Source organism: Burkholderia sp. LS-044 (genome assembly GCF_004803625.1).
GTDB lineage: Bacteria > Pseudomonadota > Gammaproteobacteria > Burkholderiales > Burkholderiaceae > Burkholderia > Burkholderia cepacia.
Genome location: NZ_SSWO01000013.1, coordinates 67,345 through 86,859 on the forward strand (window position 1 = coordinate 67,345; position 19,515 = coordinate 86,859).

16 protein-coding genes are annotated in these 19,515 nt (G+C 68.3%); 5 read left to right on the forward strand and 11 right to left on the reverse strand.

What is annotated here, in order from left to right:
• Positions 1-60: 60 nt before the first annotated feature.
• From E9536_RS28595 to E9536_RS28625, 7 genes are all read right to left on the reverse strand, one after another.
• Positions 61-1,563: a M81 family metallopeptidase gene (locus tag E9536_RS28595; RefSeq protein WP_136471540.1), complete on the reverse strand. Its 1,503-nt coding sequence runs from the start codon at positions 1,561-1,563 to the stop codon at positions 61-63.
• Entirely contained in the window at positions 1,560-2,849 is a 1,290-nt protein-coding gene (locus E9536_RS28600; RefSeq protein ID WP_136471542.1) for a Zn-dependent hydrolase, read from the reverse strand. The genes E9536_RS28595 and E9536_RS28600 overlap by 4 nt, the downstream gene beginning before the upstream one ends.
• A gap of 34 nt (positions 2,850-2,883) precedes the next feature.
• Positions 2,884-3,585, reverse strand: coding sequence for an ABC transporter ATP-binding protein (locus E9536_RS28605; protein ID WP_060170144.1), 702 nt, complete (start codon positions 3,583-3,585; stop codon positions 2,884-2,886).
• Positions 3,582-4,349: an ABC transporter ATP-binding protein gene (locus E9536_RS28610; protein ID WP_136471544.1), complete on the reverse strand. Its 768-nt coding sequence runs from the start codon at positions 4,347-4,349 to the stop codon at positions 3,582-3,584. Before E9536_RS28610 ends, E9536_RS28605 begins: the two co-directional genes overlap by 4 nt.
• Complete coding sequence (locus E9536_RS28615; protein ID WP_136471546.1) at positions 4,346-5,389, reverse strand: branched-chain amino acid ABC transporter permease; 1,044 nt, start codon at positions 5,387-5,389, stop codon at positions 4,346-4,348. The genes E9536_RS28610 and E9536_RS28615 overlap by 4 nt, the downstream gene beginning before the upstream one ends.
• Complete coding sequence (locus tag E9536_RS28620) at positions 5,386-6,246, reverse strand: branched-chain amino acid ABC transporter permease (RefSeq protein ID WP_027792118.1); 861 nt, start codon at positions 6,244-6,246, stop codon at positions 5,386-5,388. The genes E9536_RS28615 and E9536_RS28620 overlap by 4 nt, the downstream gene beginning before the upstream one ends.
• Before the next feature lie 69 nt (positions 6,247-6,315).
• Positions 6,316-7,524 (reverse strand): ABC transporter substrate-binding protein, encoded by a 1,209-nt coding sequence (locus E9536_RS28625; protein WP_136471548.1) that lies wholly within the window; start codon positions 7,522-7,524, stop codon positions 6,316-6,318.
• A 228-nt stretch (positions 7,525-7,752) separates the two neighbouring features.
• Between E9536_RS28625 and E9536_RS28630 the strand changes: the two genes are divergently transcribed.
• A complete protein-coding gene (locus E9536_RS28630; protein ID WP_136471550.1) occupies positions 7,753-8,607 on the forward strand; it encodes an FCD domain-containing protein in 855 nt (284 codons plus the stop codon).
• Between the two features lie 176 nt (positions 8,608-8,783).
• On the opposite strand, the gene E9536_RS28635 is transcribed toward E9536_RS28630, so the two are convergent.
• From E9536_RS28635 to E9536_RS28645, 3 genes are read right to left on the reverse strand one after another with little or no spacing between them, the layout of a single operon-like run.
• Positions 8,784-10,223 carry an aldehyde dehydrogenase family protein gene (locus tag E9536_RS28635; protein ID WP_136471552.1) on the reverse strand — a complete coding sequence of 480 codons (1,440 nt, stop codon included), beginning with the start codon at positions 10,221-10,223 and terminating at the stop codon, positions 8,784-8,786.
• Between the two features lie 36 nt (positions 10,224-10,259).
• The gene (locus E9536_RS28640; protein ID WP_136471553.1) at positions 10,260-11,657 is read right to left on the reverse strand and encodes an aspartate aminotransferase family protein; all 1,398 of its coding nucleotides are present in this window, start codon (positions 11,655-11,657) and stop codon (positions 10,260-10,262) included.
• A gap of 50 nt (positions 11,658-11,707) precedes the next feature.
• Positions 11,708-13,099 carry an APC family permease gene (locus E9536_RS28645; protein WP_059620381.1) on the reverse strand — a complete coding sequence of 464 codons (1,392 nt, stop codon included), beginning with the start codon at positions 13,097-13,099 and terminating at the stop codon, positions 11,708-11,710.
• 251 nt (positions 13,100-13,350) lie between these two features.
• Here E9536_RS28645 and E9536_RS28650 point away from each other — a divergent pair, with 251 nt between their 5' ends.
• Both E9536_RS28650 and E9536_RS28655 read left to right on the forward strand, forming a co-directional pair.
• Positions 13,351-14,445, forward strand: a complete 1,095-nt coding sequence (locus tag E9536_RS28650) for an AraC family transcriptional regulator (RefSeq protein ID WP_136471555.1) — start codon at positions 13,351-13,353, stop codon at positions 14,443-14,445.
• A gap of 329 nt (positions 14,446-14,774) precedes the next feature.
• Positions 14,775-17,210: a PEP-utilizing enzyme gene (locus tag E9536_RS28655; protein WP_168799585.1), complete on the forward strand. Its 2,436-nt coding sequence runs from the start codon at positions 14,775-14,777 to the stop codon at positions 17,208-17,210.
• A gap of 34 nt (positions 17,211-17,244) precedes the next feature.
• On the opposite strand, the gene E9536_RS28660 is transcribed toward E9536_RS28655, so the two are convergent.
• Positions 17,245-17,631, reverse strand: coding sequence for a sugar ABC transporter ATPase (locus E9536_RS28660; RefSeq protein WP_136471557.1), 387 nt, complete (start codon positions 17,629-17,631; stop codon positions 17,245-17,247).
• Positions 17,632-17,906: 275 nt separating this feature from the next.
• Between E9536_RS28660 and E9536_RS28665 the strand changes: the two genes are divergently transcribed.
• Positions 17,907-18,887 (forward strand): helix-turn-helix domain-containing GNAT family N-acetyltransferase, encoded by a 981-nt coding sequence (locus tag E9536_RS28665; RefSeq protein WP_027792127.1) that lies wholly within the window; start codon positions 17,907-17,909, stop codon positions 18,885-18,887.
• Positions 18,888-19,229: 342 nt separating this feature from the next.
• Positions 19,230-19,454 (forward strand): hypothetical protein, encoded by a 225-nt coding sequence (locus E9536_RS28670; RefSeq protein ID WP_081057161.1) that lies wholly within the window; start codon positions 19,230-19,232, stop codon positions 19,452-19,454.
• The last annotated feature ends 61 nt before the right edge of the window (positions 19,455-19,515 follow it).

Below are 19,515 nucleotides of genomic sequence, written 5' to 3' on the forward strand. Positions count from 1 at the left end.
AACCACCGCATGATGCCCGAAAGCTGCCGAATCCGGCGTCCCGCACCCGGTTCGTTTCGGTCAACCCGTCCGTCGCGCGCCGGACGACCACTCGCCGACATCATCGAGCGGATACACCGGCCGCGCCAGCCGCTCGTAGTGAAACAGCCCGTAGTCCGAGCCCGTCACGCCGCGGCTGTCGCACTCGACCAGCGCGGCCGCGATCGGCACGAACACCGGTCGGCAATACATCCGCGATTTGAGCAGCAGGAAGCGTGCGCGGCGCGGATCGACGCCGACGCTCTCGAACACGCCGAGGTCCCACGGCTCCTGCGTACGCTCGGTGATGACGAGCGTGGCCGCGCCGATATCGAGCACGGCCGTGCGGCCCATGTACGCGCGCTGCCCCGTGTAAGTCGGCCCCGTGATCACGTATTCGCCGTCGGTGAGCGCGCGCACGATGCCGGTCGCGCGAAACGGCTCGCGCCGCACGCCGCCGTGCGATGGCAGGCGGTTGCCGACCGGCACCGTGACGGTCGCGCCGACGCCCGCGTCGATCAGCGCGGCGACGGCCTGCGGGTCGCACAGCGGCCCGCTGACGATGCCGTCGAGCCCGTGCCCGAGCGCGGCCTCGAGCAGGTCCATCGTGTCGCACGGGCCGCCCGACATGCAGTTGTCGCCGTGATCGAGCATCAGCACGGGGCGATCCGCGTCGCGCGCGAGCGCCGCGGCCTGCGCGACCGATTCGGTAAGCGGCGCGCTGCGATAGACGAATTCGTCGCGCGCGTCCCAGATCTGCCGTGCGATGCGCTCGGCCGCCGCGTCGGCCGCGGCGCGGTCGCCGTCGGCCACCACGACGACGCTGATGCACGGCGCGGGAATGTCCGCGAGCGAGAAACCGGGCAGCACCGATACCGCAAGCATCCCGTCGGCCTCGGCCGCGCGCGCGGCCTCCACCGCGCGCTTCATCGCGCCTTCCGCGCTCGCGCTGCGCAACGTCGACGTCATCAGCGGCGGCTGCCGCCACGCAAGCACGGGCCGCGTGCGACCGTGGAGACGATCGAGCAGCACGCGCGCCGCATGCTCGCCCGTCTCGTACATATCGACGTGCGGATAGGTCTTGAAACTGACGATCACATCCGCGTGATCGACCATCTTCTGCGTGACGTTCGCATGCAGGTCGAGCGCAACCGCGATCGGCGCGCCGGGCAGCGCCGCACGCACACGTTCGAGCAGGTCGCCCTCGCCGTCCGCGCTCTGCTCGGCCACCATCGCGCCGTGCAGGTCGAGCATCACGGCATCGCAACCCGGCGCGGCCGCGACGATCGCATCGCAGATCGCCGCATACGCGCCGGCCGCGACCGGCCCGCTCGGGTTCGCGGCCGCCGACACGGGCGTGACGATCCCGGCGCCTTCACGCTCGGCCGCGTCGAGGAACGCGGCCATTGCGGTGCGCATCCCGCGATTCGCGCGATACGCATCATCGCCCCAGTCGGGGCCGTTGCGGCCGAACGCGGCGAGCGGCGTCGGCACCGGCGAGAACGTGTTCGTCTCGTGGTTCATCCGGGCGATCAGGATCTTCATCGTGTACCGCCCTTCGCGATCCCGGCCGCGCCCAGCATCGCCTGCAGCAGCACGTTGCAGCCGGCTTCCAGATGCACCGGATCGGCGTCCTCGATCTCGTTGTGGCTGATCCCGTCCTTGCACGGCACGAAGATCATCGCGGTCGGCGCAACGCGCGCGAGATACACAGCGTCGTGGCCCGCACCGCTGATCACGTTCATCGACGACAGCCCGAGCGCGTTCGCGCCGGCGCGAACCTGCTCGACCAGCGTCGCATCGAACGGCTGCGGCGGAAAATACACGACCTGCTCGACGTCGATCCGCATGTCGGCCGCTGCGCCCAGGTCGGCGCACGCCGCGCGCAGTTGCGCATCCATCGCCGTCAGCGTCGCGTCGTCAGCCGCGCGCAGGTCGACGGTCAGCGTCACGCGGCCCGGAATCACGTTGCGCGAATTCGGGTGCACGTCGACCCAGCCGACCGTGCCGCGTCCGTGCGGCGGATGCGCGAGCGCAATGGCGTTCACCGCGCGCACCAGATCGGCCGCGACCAGCAGCGCGTCGCGTCGCAACGCCATCGGCGTCGGGCCCGCGTGCGCCTCCATGCCGTGCACGGTCACGTCGTACCAGCGCTGCCCGAGTGCGCCCTCGACCACGCCGATCGTCGTGTCGTGCGCCTCCAGCACCGGCCCCTGCTCGATATGCGCTTCGAAATACGCGCCGACCGGATGCGCGCCGCGCCCGCCGCCCGCATCGCCCGCATAGCCGATCGCAACCAGCGCGTCGCGTACCGACACGCCGTCGCGGTCGCATTGCGCGAGCGCATGGTCGAGCGTGAACGCGCCCGCGAACACGCCGGAGCCCATCATCACGGGCACGAAGCGCGAGCCTTCCTCGTTGGTCCAGACGGCGACCTCGAGCGGCGCACGCGTGCGCACGCCCGCGTCGTCGAGTGTGCGCAGCACTTCGAGGCCCGCGAGCACGCCGTAGTTGCCGTCGAACTTGCCGCCGGTCGGCTGCGTGTCGATATGGCTGCCCGTCGCCACGGGCGGCAGGTCGTCGCGTTCGCCCGCACGCCGCGCGAAGATGTTGCCGATCGCATCGACACGCACCGTACAGCCGGCTTCCTTCGCCCATGCGACGAACAGGTCGCGCGCCTCGCGATCGAGTTCGGTGAGCGCGAGGCGGCATACGCCGCCCTTGTCGGTCGCGCCGATCCGCGCGAGACGCATCAGGCTGTCCCACAGCCGCGCGCCGTCGACGCGCAAGCCGGACGCCGCGACGCCCGATGTCGAATCCTGATCTTGCATCGATGAAATTCCTCGCAATGAAAGGGCACGGCGCTTACGCGACGCCGACGCCCAGGTAACGGTCCTTCACCTCGTGATCGGCCGCGAACGCCGCGTTGCTGCCTTCATAGACGATCACGCCCTGTTCGATCACGAAGTGGCGGTCCGCGAGCTGCGTGCACACTTCGAGGTTCTGTTCGACGAGCAGGATCGCGACGCCGGCCGCCTTGATCTGCTTCAACTGCGCGACGATCTCCTCGACGATCACCGGCGCGAGCCCCTCGACCGGCTCGTCGAGCATCAGCAGCCGCGGGTGGTTCATCAGCGCGCGTCCGATCGCGAGCATCTGCTGTTCGCCGCCCGACAGCTGTGCGCCGCCGTTGCGGCGGCGTTCCTTCAGGCGCGGAAAGATCCGGTAGATGTCGTCGAGCTGCCACGGCGAATCCCGGCGCGCGCCGAGCAGCAGGTTTTCCTCGACCGACAGCAGCCGGAAAATCCCGCGATGCTCGGGCACGAAGCACAGCCCGCGCGTGGCGATCCGGTGTGCGGGCTGCCCGGACAGCGAACGGCCCGCGAACGTCACCGTGCCGCCGGTTGGTGCCACGACACCGGCGATGGTCTTGAGCGTCGTCGACTTGCCCGCACCGTTGCGCCCCAGCAGCGTCACCGTCTCGCCTTCGTTCACGTTCAGCGAAATGCCCTGCAGCACGTGACTCTTGCCGTAGTACGCATGAACCTCCTTCACGTCGAGCATCATGCGCGGCCTCCCGTGATCATGTTGCCGAGATACGCGCTGCGCACGCGCTCGTCGCCGCGAATCGCATCCGGCTTGCCTTCGACCAGCACGCGGCCCTGCTGCATCACCGTAATCGTGTCCGAGATGTCCATCACGATGCCCATGTTGTGTTCGATCAGCACGACCGTGTAGTCGTCGCGCAGGCCGCGGATCAGTGCCTTCATGTCGTCGAGATCGTCGATCCCCATGCCCGACGTCGGCTCGTCGAGAAAGATCGCGCGCGGTCGCGCCGCCAGCGCCATCCCGACCTCGAGCCGGCGCTGCTGGCCGTGCGACAGCACGCCGGCCGCCGTATCGGCGAAGCGCTGCAGGCCGAGCCGCTCGAGCACGCCGTCGACAATGCCGTCGTGCGCGAGCGCACCGCGCGGCGGCGTCCACGGATTCAGCGCGCGCCGCGATTCGACGCCCTGCGCGGCAACCCGCAGGTTCTCGCGCACGCTCAGGTTCGGAAACAGGCTCGTCACCTGGAACGAGCGCGCGATGCCGCGCCGCACGCGCTTGTGATCGGGTTCGCGCGACACGTCGTGACCGTCGAACAGGATCGAGCCCGACGTGATCGGCAGCGTGCCCGTCAACGTATGGAACAGTGTCGTCTTGCCGGCGCCGTTCGGCCCGATCACCGAATGCACGGTGCGCGGCATGATCCGCAGATCGACGCCGCCCAGCGCCGTGAACTTGCCGTAGCGCTTGACGATGCCGCGCGCTTCGAGAATCGCTTCGCTCATTGCCGCTCCTCGGTCGTCACCGCCGTGCGTCCGCCGCGCCGCAGCGACGCCACGACGCGTTCACCCAATCCCCACAACCCGCGCTGCATGAACAGGCTGACCGCGATCAGCACGAGGCCGAGCAGCAGCAGCCAGCGCGGCCACAGCGTCGACAGCCAGTCCGCGAACAGCACGTAGAATGCCGCGCCGAGCACCGACGCGAACAGGTTGCCCGTGCCGCCGATCACCGTCATCACGAGGATCATCTCGCTCGTGTGATAGTCGATGTTCGACAGCGGCGCGATGCCCGTCATCAACGCGTGCAGCGCACCCGCGAAACCCGTGACCGCCCCCGAAAGCACGAACGCCGCAAGCTTGAAGCGCTTCACGTCGTAGCCGGCCGCCGCCGCGCGCGCCTCGTTGTCGCGGATCGCGAGCAGCGTGCGGCCGAACACGGAGCGCGACACGCGCAACAGCAGCCAGAACACCGCGACAAACAGCACCGCGACGAAGCCGTAGTAGCGCCACGGCGAATCGAGTGAAACGAGCGGATGCCCGAACACGGCGAGCGCGGGACGCGGGATGTCGAGCAGCCCGTTGTCGCCGCCCGTGACGTCCGGCGTCGTGTAGGCGAGAAAGTAGAACAGCTGCCCGAACGCGAGCGTCAGCATCACGAAGTAGGTGCCACGCTGCCGGATCGAGAACCAGCCGACGAGCGCCGCCGCGACGGCTCCGAGCACGGTGGCTGCAGCGAGCGCAGCGGTCACCGATGCGACGCCGTGCGTCAGCACCAGCCCCGCCGCGTAGCTGCCGAGCCCGAAGAAGATGCCCTGCCCGAATGACAACAGCCCCGTATAGCCCAGCAGCAGGTTGCAGCCGAGCGCGGCGAGCGCGAACACCAGCACTTCGGTCGCGAGCGAGCCCGAGCTCAGCGCGACCGGCAGCACGCACACGACGGCCACCGCGAGCCAGCCCTCCGGGCGTTGCAACGCAGAGCGCCATACAGGCACGCGCTGCGAGACTGCCGCTCCCGACGGCAGCGGTTTCGACGATTCGATCATGCGGCCCTCCCCAGCAACCCGTTCGGACGCAACAGCAGCACGGCCGCCATCGCGACATAGATCATCAGCCGTGCGCCTTCCGGCCACAGCGTGCTCATCAGGCTCTGCACGATACCGACCAGCAACCCGCCCACGAGCGCTCCGAGAAAATTCCCCATCCCGCCGACCACGACCACGACGAACGCGACGCCGAGCGCCTCGATGCCCATGAACGGATCGACGCCGCGGATCGGCGCGGCGAGCACGCCCGCGAGTGCCGCCGTCGCCGCGCCGAGCGCGAACACGAGACTGAACACGCGCGTCACGTTGATGCCGAGCAGCGATACCATCTCCGTCGATTCGCTGCCCGCGCGCACCGTACTGCCGAGCCGCGTGCCTTCGAGCACCCACCACAGCAACGCGGCGAGCACGGCCGTGAACCCGATCACGAACAGCCGGTATTTCGGGTAGACGAAGCCGCCCCAGATCACGACGCCGTTCAGCGCGTCGGGCGGCGGCACGTTGTCGCCGAGCGGGCCCCATGCGAGGATCGCGCACTCCTGCAGCACGAGCGCGAGCCCGACGGTCGCGAGGATGTGGAATTCGTGCTGTTGCGCATACACGTGACGCAGCACGAGCTTCTCGACGATCCACGCGAACGCGCCGACGACGAGCGGCACGACCGCGAGCGCGACCCAGAAATTCGCCGACCATTGCAGCGCCTGGTAGCAGAGATACGCGCCGAGCAGGTAGAACGCGCCGTGAGCGAAATTCACGAAGCGCAGCAGGCCGAACACGATCGACAGGCCGACGGCGAGCAGGAAATACAGCATGCCCACGCCGATGCCGTTGACGATCTGCAGCAGATAGACGTTCATGGCTTCCGTGTCAGAAAGGAAGGAAATGGACGTCCGCGGCGCACGACGGCCGCGGACGCATGCATAGCGTCACGCGAGCTTGCAGCCCGTCTTGTCGATCGGCAGGAACGACTGGCCCGAGCTGACGATGTCGGCGTAATCGTCGGCATTCTTCATCCGGTTCTTCGGCTTGCCCTTCAGCAGGTAATAGTTCTTCAGCACCTGGTGGTCGCCCTTGCGGATTTCCTCCGGGCCCGTGAGGCCGTCGTACTTCATGCCCTCCATCGCCGCAACGACCTTCTTCGGATCGGCACTGCCGGCCTTCAACATCGCGTCGACCAAGATCTTCGAGCAGATGTACGACCCCGCGAGGCTGTAGTTCGGGTTCGCCTTGAACGCGGCGTTCGTGCGCTTCACCAGATCGCGGTTCAGCGGCGAATCGATGCCGTGCCAGTACTGCGCGCCGAAATACACGCCGTCGCAGATGTCGGGCCCGAGCGCCTCGAACTGTTCGAGGCCCGACGCCCACGCGAGCAGGATCGTGCAGTTGCGCTTCATCCCGAAGCTGACGGCCTGGCGCAACGTATCCGACGATTGCGAGCCGAAGTTCAGGATCAGCAGCACGTCCGGCTGCGCGGCCACCGCGTTCGTCAGGTAGCCGCTGAATTCCTTCTCTGCGAGCGAGTGGTAGCTGTTGCCGACATGCTCGATGCCCTTCTCCTTGAAGATCGCTTTCGCGGCCGACAGCAGGCCGTCGCCGAACACGTATTGCGGCGTGATCGTGTACCAACGCTTCGCCTTCGGCAGCATCTGGATCAACGGGCGCACCGTCTGCTCGATCGCGCCGAAGGTCGGCACCGACCAGCGGAACGTCGCGGCATTGCAATCCTTGCCGGTGATTTCGTCCGCGCCGGCCGTCGTGATGAACACGCCGTCCGCCTTCTGGACTTCCTTGCCCATCGCCAGCGATTCGGACGACAGGATGCCGCCCGCGAAGAAGCGCACGCCCTTCTGCTGCGCGATCTCCTGCACACGCCGCACAGCGGTCGCGGGCTTGCCCTCGGTGTCGAGCGCCGTATAGGCCAGCGGCATCCCGAGGACCTTGCCGTACTGCTTGACGACGAGCTGCATGCCGAGATCGGCGTACTTGCCGTTGGCGGCGAACGGCCCCGACATCGGCACCGGGCACGCCAGCTGGATGGGCGAACCCTGCGCGAACGCGGCACGGGACGACATGCTGCCGAGCGCACCCGGCACGGCCGACAGCGCGGCCAGTTTCAACAGTTCTCGGCGATTCAAGTTGACGCTCCTGATAAAGGGGGACACACGCGATGCGACCGACTGCCAAACCGTGCCCACGCCCTGCAGGATGCGCGCCGCCGGTTGATCCTATTTATCATGATAAATAGAATGAACCTGATGCTAGAGTTGATCAAAATTAGTGTCAATCAGGCAAAATTCCGTACTCGCGCCGGAACGGATCGTCGACGATGACGCGGCGCGCAGTCAGACAAAGGAGTCGTGAAGATGGTCATGGACCGAGCCAGGGCGGGCCTCGCAGTCGAAATCAAGCAGCCGAAGCGGGCCGACCTCGTCGCCGAGGAGATCAAGCGGCTGATCACCGAGAAGGACCTGAAGCCGGGCGACCGCCTCCCGCGTGAAGCCGAGCTGCAGCAGCTCTATGCGGTGAGCAAGAGCACGATCCGCGAGGCGCTGAAGTCGCTCGAGGTGCAGGGGCTCATCAAGGTCACGACGGGGCCGACGGGCGGCGGGATGGTCGTCGAGGTGCCGCTCGACCGCACGCTGCAGCTGCTGCAGAACTACCTGTTCTTCAAGGACGTGACGATCGACGACATCTATACGGTGCGCCAACTGCTCGAACCCGAGCTGGCGGCGGGCGCCGTGCCGCACCTGACCGAGCGCGACTTCGCGGCGCTGGAGGCGAACATCGCGTGCTGCGACGGCGCGTCGGGCGTACACGACCGCGGCCACATGCTGCGCCAGCGGCAGGAGGACACGACGTTCCACGACATCCTCGCGGCCGCGAACCCGAACCCGTTCCTGCGCTTCAGCTGCGAGCTGATCAACGAGATGATCCGGCAGTTGATCGAGTTCCGGAACGATACGCCGCTCGTCGAGCACAAGCGCTTCGGCGAAGCGAACGTGTCGATCCACAAGGCGATCCTGCAGGCCGCTCGCGAGCGCGATGCCGAGCGCGTGCGTGCGCTGATGGTCGAGCACATGACCGACGCGCCCAAGCATGTGAAGCGGATGAAAGGCAAGCTGCGCGGGCGTCTGATCCTCGACTCCGAAATCCGCAGGCGGGCCGCCGCTCACATTGCGGGACCCGATGTGGCCGCAACGGATCCCGAAGAGGACTGAGCGTCGGCCGGCGCGGTCGATTCAAGGCCGACTGCTTCGCTGCGGCCTGAATACCCCTACCGCGCCGCGAATGCCGATGACGCGCCGTTGCGCACCGTTGCGGCCGAGCGCCGCGAGCGGCGTCGGCACCGGCCGGAACGTATTCGTCTCGTGGTGTACCCGGGCGATCGGGATCGTCAGCGCACGCCGCCTTCCGTGTACCCCGTCGTACCCTTCGTCTCCAGATATTCGACGAGGCCGAACTCCGCATACTCGCGTCCGTTGCCCGAACGCTTGTAGCCGCCGAACGGCGCAGCCGGGTTCCATGGCGGGTAGTTGATGTGGACATTGCCGACCCGCAGCCGTGCCGCGACCCGGCGCGCGCGCTCGAGATCCTTCGTCTGCACGTACGCCGCAAGCCCGTAGACCGAATCGTTCGCGAGCGCGATCGCCTCGTCCTCGGTGCGGTAGGTCAGGATCGACAGCACCGGCCCGAAGATTTCCTCGCGCGCGATCGTCATGCCCGGCGTGACGTTCGAAAACACCGTCGGCTTCACGTAGAAACCTTCTCTGAGCCCGTCGGGCCGACCGGTGCCACCGGCGACGAGCGTCGCGCCTTCGTCGATCCCGCACTGGATCAGCTGCTGGATGCGGTCGAACTGCGTGCGGCTGACGACCGGCCCGATACCCGTTTCCGTCGAACGCGGATCGCCGACGACGGTGCGCGCCGCCTCGTTGCGCGCCGCGGCCTCGGCTGCGGCAAGGTGGTCGACATGCACGAACATCCGCGTCGGCGCGTTGCACGACTGCCCGCTGTTGCTGAAGCAACTGCGCGCACCGCGCGTGACCGCATCCTCGATGTCGGCATCGGGCAGGATCAGGTTCGGGCTCTTGCTGCCGAGTTCCTGGTGCACGCGCTTCACGGTATCGGCGGCCGCCTTCGCGACCTCGACACCCGCGCGCGTCGAACCGGTGAACGACACCATGTCGACGTCCGGATGCCGCGACAGCGCGTCGCCCACTTCGTGCCCGTAGCCGTGCACGAGGTTGAACACGCCCGGCGGCACGCCGGCTTCGTGCAGGATCTCCGCGAACAGGATCGCGCTGAACGGCGCGATCTCGCTCGGCTTGAGCACCATCGTGCAGCCGGCCGCGAGCGCCGGCGCGACCTTGCACACGATCTGGTTGATCGGCCAGTTCCATGGCGTGATCAGCGCGCACACGCCGATCGGCTCGTGCGACACCAGCAGCGAATCGGTCTGCGTGCTGAAGCGGAACGACTGCAGCGCGCGAATCGTCTGCTCGAGGTGCGCGGTGCCGACCGCCGCCTGCATCGCGCGCGCGAATGCGATCGGTGCGCCCATCTCCTGGCTGATCGTCCGCGCGACCTCTTCGTAGCGGCGCTGGTAGATCTCGAGCACGCGCCGCAGCAGCGCGACGCGCTCGCCCACCGGCCAGCGCGAATACGTGTCGAAGGCCTGCCGGGCCGCGCCCACTGCGCGGTCGACGTCGGCCGCGCCGCCGATCCTGAGCTGCGCATACGGCCGCGCCGTGCTCGGGTCGATCACGTCGATCGCCTTCGCATCGGCCGGGTCGAGCCACTGGCCGTCGATATAGGACTGTTGTGAGGTTCGCATCGAGTGCTCCTGTGGTGACGGATGCCGGTGTCGCGCTCAGTGCGTCGCGCGCGCGAAGGTGTCGACGAGAATGTCGCGGATCTGCGCGACGAACCACACGATTTCGTCGCGCGACATCACGAGCGGCGGCGAGAACTGCACGATCGGCGTGCCTTCGTGATCGACGCCCGCGCGGCACAGCAGCCCCGCGTCGAAGATCGCGGGCGCGAGCAGCGTCGACACGAACGCCTGCGCGCTGATGCCGGCCGCCCAGCGGCGCGCGGTCTTGTCGGTCACGAGTTCGAGCGAGTAGTGGTAACCGTCGCCGCGCACGTCGCCGACGCACGGCAGTTCGAGCAGGCCGTCGAGGGTCTGGCGGAACACCGCTTCGTTGCTTCGGACGTTCTCGAGCACGCCTTCGCGCTCCATGATCGCGAGGTTCGCGAGCGCGGCCGTGCACGCGACCGGATGGCCGCCGTATGTCGCGCCGTGCAGGAACATCTGCTGCGGGCCGTCGAGGATCGTTTCGACGACCGCGTCGCTCGCGATCACGCCGCCGAGCGGCACGTAGCCCGACGCGATGCCTTTCGCGAACGTGATGATGTCCGGCTTCAGCCCGTAGCGCGCGGAGCCGAAATATTCGCCGAGCCGGCCGAACCCGCAGATCACTTCGTCGGCGACGAGCAGCACGCCGTGCCGGTCGCAGATGTCGCGCAGCCCGGCCGTGTAGCCGGCCGGCGGCGTCAGGCTGCCGCCCGCGTTCTGCAGCGGCTCGACGACGATCGCGGCGACGGTATCCGGGCCTTCCTGCACGATCAGCGACTCGATCTCGTCGAGCAGATGGCGCGTGAACTGCGCTTCCGTCTCGCCCGCCGGGCGGCCGTAGCGTTTCGTGTTGCCCACGTGGCGCACGCCCGACATCAGCGGCTCGAAATGCTTGCGGAAGTTCGTCATCCCGTTCAGCGCGAGCGCGCCGAACGACGTGCCGTGATACGCGACGCGCCGCGCGATGAACTTGCGCCGCTGCGGCTCGCCGCGCGACTGGTGATACTGGCGCACCAGCTTGATCGCCGCTTCGTTCGACTCCGAGCCGCTCGACGTGAAGAACACGCGGTTCAGCCCGTCCGGCGCGAGCGTCGCGAGCTTGTGCGCGAGCGTGATCGCCGGCTCGTGGCCGACACCCCAGTTGGTCGCGAACGGCAGCCGCACCATCTGCTCGCGGATCGCGTCGCCGATTTCCGCGCCGTGGCTGTAGCCGACCTGCACGCAGTACAGCCCGGCCAGCGCATCGAAGTAGCGCTTGCCGCGGCGGTCGACGAGCCAGCAGCCTTCGCCGCGGTCGAACACGGTCAGCGCATGGTCGCGATACGCATCGGCGTGCGTGAAATGCATCAGCAGGTGGCGCTTGCCGAGCGCCTGCAGGTCCGCATCGAGATTGACGTCAACAGCGTTCATGGTTCACTCCTCCTTCAGGGTTTCAGGTCCGGCGCGGCGCGCCCGGTCATTCAGTTCATCGACAGCGTCGGCGCGGGGCGCGTGAAACCGCGCGTCAGCCATGCGAGCTGGCAGAGCCCGAGCACGAGCCAGCCGATGCCGACGTAGAACGTCTGGCGCGACAGCCCCGACCAGAGCCACACGTTCATCGCGAAGCCGAGCGCCGGCATCACGCCGAACGTGATCCAGCCCGCGAAGCGGCGATGCTCGGCGCGGCACAGATAACTGCGCATCACGCACAGGTTCACGACCGCGAACGCGACGAGCGCGCCGAAGCTGATCATGGTCGACGCGAGATCGAGCGTGACGAACAGCGCGGACAGCGACACGACGCCGACCGCGAGCGTCGCGCGCACCGGCGTGCGCAGCCGCGCATGCAGGTGGCCGAACACGCGTTCGGGCAGCACCCGGTCGCGGCCCATCGCGAACAGCACGCGCGTCACGCTCGCCTGCCCGGCCATCGCGCTCGCGAAACAGCCGGCCACGTACACGGCGACGAAGAACGCCGACAACGTGCCGCCGCCGATGCGCCGCATCAGCTCGAGGCTGGCCGAATCGAGATCCTTGAATGCGTGCCAGTCGGGAAACACCACCTGCCCGACATACGCGATCAGCATGAACAGCACGCCGCTCGCCAGCGTGCAGAGCAGGATCGCGCGCGGCACCGTGCGCTTCGGCTCGCGCGTTTCCTCCGACAGCGTGGTGACCGCGTCGAAGCCGAGGAACGACAGGCACAGGATCGCGGACCCGGCGAAGATCGCGCGCGCATCGCCCGACGACGGCAGCGCGACGGCCATCGACAGCCCCTCGCCTGCCGCGACCCGCGCCGATGCGATGACGAAGATCGCGATGAACACGAGCTGGCTCGCGATGAGGATCAGGTTCACGCGATTGACGAGCCGGATGCCGACGATGTTCAGCCCGGTGATCAGCGCGATGCTCCCGACGATCCACACGCTGGCCGGCACCATCGGAAAAATCTGCTTCATGTAGATGCCGATCGCGAGGTAGCTGATCATCGGGATGAACAGGTAGTCCATCAGCAACGCCCAGCCCACCATGAAGCCGGCCGACGTGCCGAAATTGCGGCTCGCGAACGTATAGGCGGACCCGGCGCTCGGCATCAGCCGCGCCATGTGGCCATAGCTGCGCGCGGTGAACAGCATCGCGACCAGCGTGACCGCATACGCGGCCGTCAGGTGCCCGTTCGTCTCGCTCGTGACGAGCCCGTAGGTCGTGAACACCGTCATCGGCAGCATGTACGCGAGGCCGAAGATCACCAGCGTCGCGAGGCCGAGCAGGTGCGGCTTGCGGCGTTCGTCCGCGTCGCCGCGAAACGCGTGCGCTGCGAAGTCCTGTGTCGCGGCGGCCGATGCGTATCGACCGGGGCTGTCGTTGTCCATGCTGTCCTCACGTAGGTGGCGTTCACGGCTTCAACACTCGTTCGCCCGGCACGGCCGGCGGCGCACGACTGGAAGAAAGTGTGGTGCGCCAAAAATTCCGCCACGAATGAGAAATGCGGACGTAATCGGGGGATATTTCCGGACACCCCACCGCGTATCGCGCCGGCGCGTCATGCATGGTGCTGTGCCGCACTGGCGTTTTGCGGACATTCCGGCTATGTTCTACGCGACCCAGTCGCCCCGTCAGCACCATGGACACCCGATCTCATCGAAACCAGAGCCGGGCCGAGCGCAGCCTGCGTTCGTCGCTCGGCCTCGCGCGCCCGGCCGGACGCCAGGAGGACATTCCCGCCACCGTCCACGCGATCGCGGTCGCGCTGGACGAGTGCCGCGTGCGGCACATCGACGGTGCCGCGCTGCTCGAAGGCACGGGGCTCGGCGCGGACGAAGTCGCGTCGCCGAACCTGCACGTGAATCGCGGCCAGGAGCAGCGCTGCTTCCGCAACCTGCTGCAGCGCAGCGGCGTGCCGTCGATCGGGCTGTCGATCGGCGCGCGGCTGCACGTATCGACACTCGGCCTCGCCGGCTACGCGATGCTGATCAGCGGTTCCGTCATGCAGGCATTCCGGTGCATGAGCCAGTTTCCGCTGTTCATGGGCCTGTATTTCGACGTGCGTATCGATGCGCATGCGGACGGCATGAGCGTGACCATCAGCCGCTACAACGGCGAGCCCGATCTCGAGGTGTTCCAGGTCGACATGTGCCTGTCGAGCCTGCGCCTGATCGTGTCCGACCTCGTCGGCAAGCCGGTCTGGCCCGCGCAGGTACAGCTCGCGCGCCGCACGCCACGCAACGCGGCCGACTACACGCGCCACTTCGGCTGCAAGGTCGCGTTCAATGCCGGTGACAACCGGCTCGTGTTCACGTCCGTGAACGGCACCGAGATGCCGCTGCTCGCGAACGAAGTCAGCTTCAATGCGCTGCACGGCCAGTGCGAGGCGCTCGAACGGCAGTGGGCCGCGTCGGTCGGCACGCGTTTCGCCGATCGCGCGAAGGAGCTGATGGCGCGCGACCTCGCGCGTTTCAAGTCGATGACGTCGCTCGCGAACGCGCTGCACCTGACGGAGCGCACGCTGCGCCGTCGGCTCGACAAGGACGGCCTCACGTTCCAGTCGCTGCTCGACGACGTGCGCCGCGACGAGGCGGTGCGGATGCTCGACGATCCCGAGCTGACGGTCGCGGCCATTGCGGAACGTCTCGGCTACAGCGAGCCCCGCAGCTTCCGCCATGCGTATCGACGCTGGACCGGGCACCCGCCGCGCGCCGGCGCCGAATCCGACGCGTAACGCGCCATGGACGCCCGGTTGAAAGGCCCGCCGCACAAGCCTTTGCGCCGACCGGCCACGAGCCGGATTCATTGACGGCATCGGCCATTCCCGCACACGTCATGCATCACCTGCGTCTGCATGAAGTCGCGTTCGAGATGGCGGTTATCGTCCGGGTCGACTCAAGTAGAATGCGCGCAACCATCAAGCCGAGCGGGGCCACGCTTCCATTCCACTCGCACCGGCGCAACGCGAACAAGACGACACGAACATGCGCAGCGGCATCCGCGGGCCGCGCCGCCCCATCCGGGCGCGCGCCACCGCGACGATCGCCCGCCAACGAAGCCTCCATGAGCAAACCGATCCTGTACCTCCTCGCCGGCAACGGCAGCGCGGCCGACTGGTGGGACGACACGCTGCCCCACTTCCGCCATTACCGGCCCGTGCCGCTGGAACTGCCGGGCTTCGGCGACAATCCCGCGCCGCCCTGCGAAGATCTCGCCGCGTATGCGCAAGCGCTGCTGGACGCGACCGAACCAGGCCACGCGATCATGGCGGTCGGCGTGAATGCGCTGCTGGTGCTGCATGCGTTGCAACGGCGCCCCGGCCACTTCGGCCGCAGCGTGCTGCTCGCGCCCGTCGGTGCATTTCTGTGGGAACGGCGCCTGCCGAAACTGATGGCGCCGAAGCCGCTGCGCAAGACCATTCACTGGCTGCTCGCGCACTACCCGGCGCTGTTCGCCCGCAAGTTCTCGAACCTGACCTGGACACGCGCGCAGTACCGCCGCATGGGCGCCGGCTACGCGCGCTGCCGCGCGTTCCTGCCGCACTGGGATCTCGTGCGCGCCGATACCGCGCTGCCGCTGCTCGAGTGGGTCACCGATCGCATCGAACTCGTGTGGGGCGACCAGGACGCCGTGCTCGGCGTGCGCCAGGCCGCCGCATGGTCGGCCATCCTCGCGCGCGCCGACCTCACCGTCACGCTGCAGGCCGGCTGGGGACACTATCCGTGGATCGACGCGCCGGCGGCATTCGCGCAGTGGCTCGAAGCGGGCGACGCCGGCTTCGTCGCGCACACCAAGGGCGGGCGCCTGGCGCTGGCGACGATGGCCGGCCTGCCCGTGCCGCCCGCGCTGTCGCTGACCCGCGCCGACGATCCGCGCCTGCCCGGCTTTCTCGCGAGCCAGCCCGACGCCGAGTGGGCGATCCGCTCGTCGAGCCATGGCGAAGACCAGGCCGATGCGGCCAACGCGGGCCTGCACACCACGTTCCTGCGCGTACCGGCGTCGCACGCCGCCGCGCGCGTGGCCGAGCTGCTCGACGGCGGCCTCGAGGAAACGGTCGTACAGCGCTTCATCACGCCGGTGCTGTCGGGCATCGCGTTCGTGCGGCATCTCGCGGTCGAAGTCGAATGGGTGGAAGGCCACCTCGAATCGCTCGCCGACGGCCAGGCCAGCCCGCAACGCGCGATCCTGTCGCGGCTCGGCGAGCCCTGGCAACGCGGCACGTTCCCGGGCGCGCACGGCCTGGGCGCGACGCAACTGTGGACCTTCCTGCAACGCGTGCTGCGCGCGTTCCACTACGTGCCGGGCGATGTCGAATGGGCGTGGGACGGCACGCAGCTGTGGCTGCTGCAATACCGCCCGATCAGCAGCTACGGCTGGCACCGGCACCTGACTGCCGCGAACATCGCCGAGATCCTGCCGCCGCAGCCCAGCCGGCTGGTCGAGTACGCACAACGGCGCGCGGCCGGCAGCATCCCGGCCATCATGGCGCGCTGGGATGCGCGCGTATTGCAGGACAACGAACCATTCACCGCGCTCTATGGCGGCGCGTCGTACATCAACAACGACCTGTTCCTCGCCCGTCTCGCCGACTGGGGCGTATCGGCCGGCAACTACAGCGGCGAGATCGGCGGCGCGACCCCGCCGCTGCGCTGGCGCCCGCTGCGGCTGCTGCGTTCGCTGCCGGTGTTCTGGCGCATGCTGCGCGCCGCCCGCGGGCATCTGCCGACGCTCGAACGCGGCCTGCAGCGCTTCGACCGGGAACTCGCGACGCTCGTCGAGCAACGCGCCGACGGCCGGCAGCTGGCCGACTGGTTCACGCGCTTCTACGTGTTCGTCGTGCAGGGCAACCTGTGCATCGCGTCATCGCTGGCCAGCAGCGGCGGCGCACTGTGGGGCCGTCCGCCGACCGCGTATGGCCGGCTCGAGAACAGCCCGCATCGCCTGCCGTGGGAAACCGATCCGGGCACCGCACGGCCCGCGCCCGCCGATCTGCCGTTGCAGGCGTTTCCCGACTGGCCGCTGCCCGTCCGCGTGCTCCACGCGCTCGGCGCGCCCGGCATGCGCGGCTGGTATCTGCAGGTGCGCGAGTGGTATCGCGACAACCTGATGCGCGTGTTCTTCCGCCTGCATCACGCGATGCCGGCCGCCGACCGCGACGCATGGTTCGCGCCCCATCCCGATCGCCGCGAACGCAACGGCAGCTTCTGGCAGGACGGCAGCGAAGGCACCGACGAGGCGGCCGGCTTCATGATCTATCCGGGCCACACGCAAGGCGTGCTCGGCCGCGACATCCTGCTCGAAGACACGCTCGACCCGGGCCGGCACGCGCAGTACCAGGCCGCGCGCGCGGTGATCGCGCGCATGGGCGGCCGGCTGTCGCACGGCGCGACGCTGCTGCGCGAACTGCGCAAGCCGTCGGCCGTGCTGCCGCACGTCGACGCGGCGTGGATCGGGCGCGAGGTGCAACTCAGCGACGGCCGGCTGACGCTGGTCGACTAGGCGCGACGCGGTTGCCGCGGGCCCGGGCGCGGACTCAGCGCACCGGCGTGCGGGGTTTCCCGTCGACCTTCAACGTACGCCGGTCGTGCGCGGCTTCGTATTCGACCGTCTGCGCCGGTGTGACGGCGCCGTACGAACGGCCGTTCACGTAGACGATGCCGTCCCGCAGCTCGATCCGGTCGCCGTTGACCGTCGCGGTGGCACGGTCGCCCTGCAGCACCGCGCCCGAGCAACCGGCGGTCGAAAAGCTGCGCACCGACGTGCCAGGCATCGCGGCGATCCCGCCCTGATCCGCCGCATGCGCCGCGCTGCAGGGCGGCGCATCCATGCTGCCGGCCGCGTGAACGGCACCGGCACCGGCACCGGCACCGATCCCGCATCCGGCAAGCAACGCAATCGTCATCGGCTTCAGATTGTTCATGGTGGGCTCCGTTGTCCGCCGCCGCGGATCGAGACCGGCCGACACCCGCGCTCGCATGGCGGGGCGTCCGGATGCATCGAGTATGCGTCCGGTGCCCGGCACTCCGCCATCCGCGCCAATACCACTCACCGCCCGCCCATCCGTCCCCGTGATCCGCGCCGGCGCCGGCCCCGCAAGCACCGCTCGGCACGACGCGTCCCGATGAAAATCCGCCTTGATCAAGTTGCGACCCGCAACTATTATTGCTTGCGATCCGCAACCTTTCCGGGCTGACCATGGACCTCATCGACGCTCCCGCCAAGCCTCGCGAAGCAACCATCCTCGAGCTTCGCGACTTCTCCCGCAAACTGGTTCGCGAGCTCGGCTTCATGCGCGCGACGCTGGCCGACAGCGACTGGGCGCCTTCGGCGGTTCACGCGATCCTCGAGATCGGGATGGCGCCCGGCATCAACGCCCGCGATCTGGGCAACATCCTGCGGCTGGACAAATCGAACACGAGCCGGCAACTCGCGCGGCTCGAGGCGGCCGGCATCGTCGAACGGCGCGTGTCGAGCGACGATGCGCGCGCGACCGAGCTGTACCTGACCGCCGACGGCAAGAAGCTCCAGAAAAGAATCGACGCGTTCGCGACGGATCAGGTGTCGAATGCGCTGCGCCGCATGGTGCCGGCGGATCAACAGGCGCTGCTGCGCTCGCTCGCGCTGTATGCCGATGCGCTCGCGCAGGACAATGCCGCCAGGGCAAGCGCCGCGACACCCGATGCGCCATCGATCCGCGAAGGCTACCAGCCGGGCTGCATCGGCGATATCGCGAGCCTTCACGCGCGCTTCTATTCGGAACACTGGGGATTCGGCGCCTTTTTCGAAAAGCGGGTGGCGACCGAGCTGGCCGAGTTCGCCGGTGCGCTGCCGGCCGACGGCAAGGCGCTCTGGCTGTGCCAGGAAGACGGACGGACGCTCGCGTCGCTCGCGATCGACGGCGACCCGGCAACGGGCGTCGCGCACCTGCGATGGTTCATCGTGAACGATGCGTTGCGCGGCTCGGGCATCGGGCGCCGCCTCATGACGGAAGCCATGCGCTTCGTCGACGCGCAGCGGTTTCGCGAAACCTACCTGTGGACGTTCAAGGGCCTCGATTCGGCACGCCACCTGTACGAGTCGTTCGGCTTCACGCTGACGAGCGAATCCGCGGGCACGCAATGGGGCACCGAGGTGGTCGAGCAGCGCTTCAGCCGGCCCGGGCCATCCGGCGGCTGAAGGTCGACGGGCTGCATGCCGTCGAATATTCTCATCACTTGACGCCCGTCATGGCTGCTCGAGCCGCGTCGCGTGCGCGGTTCATCCGTTATCGCGATCACGCCGAACGCCTGCATCGGCCTGCGAATCACTAGGGAAAATCCCGAGACATCCTTACAGCGATTTACCTGATGATTCACGGAAGCGTCATGTTTTCGGCGATCCAGCGGTCCGCCAAGCTTTCAGTTCCCGTCTCGAAACCGATCGCGCATCGCGGCAAATTCGATGACCGCGGCCTGAAACGGCAGTCGCTGGCGAATCGTCAGGTGTTCAATACTTTCAACAACCCGGTCGAGAGTAAACGTGAGATTCCGTGGCCCGCTGGTGCGGTGGAGACGAGGCGATGCGCGAAACCTGCGCGCCGCGATCGCGTCCACCGACGACAGTGGTGACGGCTGGCAAAGTCCTCGCCTGCATCTGTCGATCTACACCATCCTGTCCTGCCGCTCCGTTCGCCGCCACAACGCCGTCGCCGCGCGTGCGTACGTCGCGATCCATACCGACGACGTGGCCTCGCTGCTGCCTTAGCGCTTCACCCCTTTCCCTGTATCCGTTCGACCTGCCCGCCGTGTCGCCCGACCGGTGACGG